Origin of the sequence: Flavobacterium bizetiae, from assembly GCF_902804475.1 — a bacterium.
Lineage (GTDB): Bacteria > Bacteroidota > Bacteroidia > Flavobacteriales > Flavobacteriaceae > Flavobacterium > Flavobacterium bizetiae.
In genome coordinates this window covers 1-4,941 of sequence record NZ_CADCSU010000031.1, presented here as the reverse complement: position 1 = coordinate 4,941, position 4,941 = coordinate 1, and the positions used below count along the sequence as shown (strand labels likewise).

The following is a 4,941-nucleotide window of genomic DNA, read 5'->3' as shown; positions in this document are numbered from 1 at the left end:
AACAAGAAAATTCGTGTTAAATAAAATAAATAAAAACATTTTTTTTTAAAGTATAAAACAAAAAAGGCCGGAAGAATAATCTTCCGACCATGACTACCTTTTCAGACAGTCTTTTATTCTTAAAAATGAGAATGTTTTATAATTCCAGTTCTTTGGCTGCAGCTTCTTTTGACTTTACCAATTGATTTACTCTCCAAATTAAAAATATGGATAGCAGTGTAATTACAGCAATAACATATCCTAGTATATCGTAGTTTTCTAAAGGAGCTGATTTTGTTTTTTGATGTACAATATATCCTGCGAAAACGGCTCCGATACCTCCTGCGATTTGTTGTAATGAAGACGAAATCGACATATAAGCGCCTCGGTCTTTCATTGCGGGAATTGCGGTATTTAAGGTCGTTGCCGGAATCATTCGACTCATGATTCCCATAAACAAGATCATGTTAATTACTACGATTTCCCATAGCGGAATGGGATTTAGGTTCGTATAAATTAAAATCATGACAATAGAAAGTATAGAACCTGAGGCAAACAATTTAAACTTGCTTACTTTATCACTTAATTTACCTACTAATGGCATGATAAACAAAACCGAAAGTCCGGTAAAGAAAAATACCATTGGTAACTCGAGTTGGCTAATGTGAATGTTGTTGACCAAAAATGCGCTTCCAAAAGGCTGTAACATAAATCCGCCTATCGAAAGAAATGCAATAGAGGCAAAACCAATCTGGTATTGCTTATTGCTCAAAGTATGCCAAAGATGTAAAAAAGGGCTTTTGTCTAATTGCAATTCTAAGTGTTTATTAATAGCCTGCATTTGCGTTATAATGGCAATGAGAATTAATACTCCTAAACCGGCAATCATTAAGAAAGACGAATGCCATCCCCAATTATTGGCGCAATACAAACCAATTGGAATTCCTAAAATCTGACTTGTAGCATAGGCCATTTGTATGAATCCCATAACGCGGCCTCTTTGGTGAATGACAAATAAGTCGGTTACGATGGCTAATGAAACAGAACCAATTACACCACCAAAAAGTCCGGTAACGATTCGGGCCAAAAGCAACGTCATGTAACTTGTAGATAGTGCGCAGAAAACGGTACCGATGATAAATCCTGTATAAAAGAAGATTAAAAGTTTTTTTCGGTCGAATTTGTCTGCAAAACCCGCTGCGAGTAAGCCAGATATTCCGGCGCTAAAGGCATACGCTGAAACGGCAAAACCAAAGTTTGCTGTAGTCATATCAAGGGTTTTCATTAAGATGTCTCCTAGTGGAGAAATAACCATAAAATCGAGAATTACGGTAAACTGCAAAAGTGCAAGAATGGTAATAATGATAATTTGGTGTGAAGTAAATTTGGGGCTTTCCCCTGGTGTTTTTTCCATATAAACTGGTTATTTTTTATTAATTTAATTCCTGGCATTCGTGACCAAACTGGTTGATCATGCCAATGATTGTTTCGGGTTTTAATGCCCCGGAAACGACACGTAATACACAATCGACATCTTCGTGATCGATGCTCCATTGCTGAATATCCTGATGCTCGTCTAGCGTTTTGCGAAGCGGGCAATTGGGTTCTACAGTGGTAATATTGGTTTTAAAAACGTGTATGGTGTTTAAATCTGTATCCATAATTTTTCATGGTTTTAGCGCTTTTATGGTTCGGCTAAAAGCTTCTTTCATAATTTCCTTGGTAAGCGTGAATGGCTTCCCTCCCATACTCTTACCCTCAGTATGCAAGTTCAACAGCGTGTATAATGGCCCGTAGGCAACAGCCCAAAAGGCTTCAAATGTCATAGGAACGAGTTCGTTGTTACGAAGCCCGTTATCGATAAACTCCTTCATGATCATTCTAAAATCTGCAAACTCCTGAATAGAATCAAGAATAACTTCTGAATGGGGCGAATGTTTGACGATCTCAAAAAAAGCAACTTCCTTCGGGTATTTCATGGTAAACGCCGCGCGGTTTTCCCATTGCTTCCATAATCCTTCTTCAAACGACATTTTTGGGGAAAAATCTTTTACCGTACCGGTAAAAAACTTGAGGGCAATTACTGCCCCTATTTTTTGTATTAAATCATCTTTGTCTTTATAGTATATATATAAGGTTCCAACCGAAATTGAACAGGCTTTTGCCAATTTATTCATGCTGAAACCCTGAAATCCGTCTTGTACGATTTGATCGATGGCAGTCGCAATTACCAGTTTTTCTTTATCAACATCACGTATTCTCATGGCATTTTTTTGACAAAGATAAAACAATAAATGAATGAACATTCTTTTATTAATTATTTTTTTTTAAATTTATTTTAAGCAGTAAACCGACAGTCCCGAAGCCTTGGGATAAAACCTGTCGGGTTTGAAAATTGATTTCTAATCTTGGTGTGAAAAAAACATAGCAAATGGTTTCAACCGTTTGGATGTAATATATTTTAGGGATATGGTATTATGATTCGTTTCCTGTAGTTGAAACCACAGGTTATGTTTGAAAATATGATGAGTTAGAATTTTAGCAAATTATATCGTCAAAGTTTTCAATTTAACGGATGAGATTCGAGCGATAGTGAACAGACGAAGTCGATCAGGAGAAAAGCCCGACAATAAATATCGCCACAATCTTGTCATCTCGACGAAGGAGACCCGAGCGATAGCGAATAGACGAAGTAGATCACACAAGAAGCTCTGCAAACAATGTCGCCAATCTTTGTCGAGTTACGAGTGTGATCCTTCGTTCCTCAGGATGACAAAAAAGACGAAATCGTATTATGAAAATGAGTGTCCTAGCCCCGATAGAAGAGGAAATCCTTTTATTTTTTTCCTTTAAAAAAATAAAAGATTGGAACGAATAGCGGGATTAGCTCCTAAAAAAAAATAACAAAAAAAAACTCCTGCTCAAATGAACAGGAGTTTCAAAAAACAAATCTAATTTCTATTTCTAATCTAATTCTAATATTTTATTTAAACTAAACCACGTGTTAACCAACCTCTTTTATTGGCTGTGACGATGGCATAGGGAGTAATCCAGAAAAGGCTAAAGGTGTAAAAAACACTGTATGAATACGCCCAAAGCGAATCGGAGAAATTGTATCTTTTAGCATAAAACAGAACCGGAAAACTCGATACAATTAGGATTCCTAATAGTGTTGAACTTAAAAATAATAATGGGTGTATGGCGATAAAAAAGAACATAAAAAGCATGAACGGATAGGCCATAACGATTTTTGTAGCTTGGTTTAACCATAAAAGTCGGGAACCAAATTTAGATTCTTTTCTAAAATCTGTAAAAACGTATTTTGCCATTGCGATGTTCTCACGCACGTTACTTCTACTCCATCTGATAAACATTTTGTATAATCCGGTGTATTCTTCAGGAACGTTTGTTAGGACATAAGCATTTCTTTGAAACAATACGTGCTGACCTTGTTTTAGGATCATATTGGTCATGGCGCGATCTTCGCCAATGTCTGATGGCTGTCCCATAAAAGTCTGGTTGATCCATTCGTCAAGACAAGCAAAAACAGCTGTTTTACGGTATGCTGCGGCTGCTCCGGGAGTACAAAGCACAGATCCTAATTTGCTTTCGGCAGAACGCATGAATTCAAAACTCATTACGAAACTTACGTTAAGCATTTTTGGCAAGATTGCTTTTTTGCTGTTTAAAACATGAACGTTTCCTGCCACTGCTCCACATTTTTCGTCTACCACAAACGGACTTACTAAATTACGTAGCGTATCTTTTTTTACGATCGAATCACTATCGACTGTTACAAAAATTTCTCCCATTCCTAATTCAAATCCGCGGTATAGGGCGTGACGTTTTCCTGCGTTTGCCGGTTGTTGAAAAATCGTTAAACGATCTCCTAATTTTATTTTGGCTTGTTGCATCCAGTACCAGGTATCGTCTTTACTTCCGTCATCAACGGCTAATATTTCTAATTTGTGTGCCGGGAAATCACTGTCGGCCAAACTCATCAAAGTATCCCAAACCAGTTTTCCTTCGTTGTATGCAGGAACGATTACGGTTACGGTTGGCAACATTTCGTCTGAAACGGATTCGATTGGTTTGTATTTAAAAAACAGGTATAAGTTGTACAGGAAAACGCCTGTTTGAAAGAAAAACAATAATCCCGCAACGATCAGGAAAGGTAATCCCCAAGAAGAGTTTAATCTGTCGATTTGAAACTGATCAAAGTCGGCTTGCAAATGATACACAGAATAAGCTCCAACAAACATTAAAATAAAAGTACTTACTAACACAAATAGTCCAAATTTACTTTTGGTGCGTTCGCTCACTTTTTTTGTTGCTGCATTATCATTACTAATACGAAAAATGGAACTCTTTAAGGCTTGTTCGTTACTAAGATCTGATTTCGACGTATAAAATTGTTCTGATGTTAAGGTTTCACTTTTCATATGACACTATTTTGATTTGCTTTGTATGGCTTTTATTTAATTTGCTTTCCTCTCGATGCGTAATTTTCATTTATCGAAAAGGATTTTACATTATCCCATTTTGCAAGCGTTGTGCCATTATCAGTTTTTACTGGTTTTGAGTTGTTTAGGTATTTTGCACGTTTTTGATGTGTGTAATTATTATACGTTTTCAGGATACAGTATACAGTTTTTACTGGGGTTTTGAGAGGTTTTGGGGTTGAGTTTTTGGTGTCTTTGAGTGTGACGAAGTTTAGTAAAAACGGTTTTTGGAGTTTATTATTGTAGTTGAAAGTTTTTTTGGAATTTTGGATTCCAGCAATAGCAAACAGTTGGAATTTGGAATTTTAAAATCTTGGAATTTCTTTTTCTGGTATTGAATATATACCGAAGTGTAAAGAGGAAAGCCATAAAGTCAATAAATAAAATATGTTCGTAAGAACTATTTATTGATTAAAACAAGTACAAATACCTACTGTTTAATTTTTATTTAGTAGTATAC

Annotated in this window: 4 protein-coding genes; all 4 read right to left on the bottom strand. The window is 36.1% G+C overall.

What is annotated here, in order from left to right:
* Window positions 1-136: 136 nt before the first annotated feature.
* Window positions 137-1,393: an MFS transporter gene (locus FLACOL7796_RS01980; protein WP_173969172.1), complete on the bottom strand. Its 1,257-nt coding sequence runs from the start codon at window positions 1,391-1,393 to the stop codon at window positions 137-139.
* Between the two features lie 19 nt (window positions 1,394-1,412).
* Window positions 1,413-1,640 carry a hypothetical protein gene (locus tag FLACOL7796_RS01975; protein WP_173969171.1) on the bottom strand — a complete coding sequence of 76 codons (228 nt, stop codon included), beginning with the start codon at window positions 1,638-1,640 and terminating at the stop codon, window positions 1,413-1,415.
* Window positions 1,641-1,646: 6 nt separating this feature from the next.
* Entirely contained in the window at window positions 1,647-2,243 is a 597-nt protein-coding gene (locus FLACOL7796_RS01970; RefSeq protein WP_173969170.1) for a TetR/AcrR family transcriptional regulator, read from the bottom strand.
* A 723-nt stretch (window positions 2,244-2,966) separates the two neighbouring features.
* Complete coding sequence (locus FLACOL7796_RS01965; protein ID WP_173969169.1) at window positions 2,967-4,421, bottom strand: glycosyltransferase; 1,455 nt, start codon at window positions 4,419-4,421, stop codon at window positions 2,967-2,969.
* Between the last annotated feature and the right edge of the window lie 520 nt (window positions 4,422-4,941).

What these genes read in the sequence shown, in the direction of transcription:
- FLACOL7796_RS01975 (WP_173969171.1), bottom strand. Translation starts at nt 1,640, where the DNA reads ATGGATACAGATTTAAACACCATACACGTTTTTAAAACCAATATTACC.
- FLACOL7796_RS01980 (WP_173969172.1), bottom strand. Translation starts at nt 1,393, where the DNA reads ATGGAAAAAACACCAGGGGAAAGCCCCAAATTTACTTCACACCAAATT.
- FLACOL7796_RS01965 (WP_173969169.1), bottom strand. Translation starts at nt 4,421, where the DNA reads ATGAAAAGTGAAACCTTAACATCAGAACAATTTTATACGTCGAAATCA.
- FLACOL7796_RS01970 (WP_173969170.1), bottom strand. Translation starts at nt 2,243, where the DNA reads ATGAGAATACGTGATGTTGATAAAGAAAAACTGGTAATTGCGACTGCC.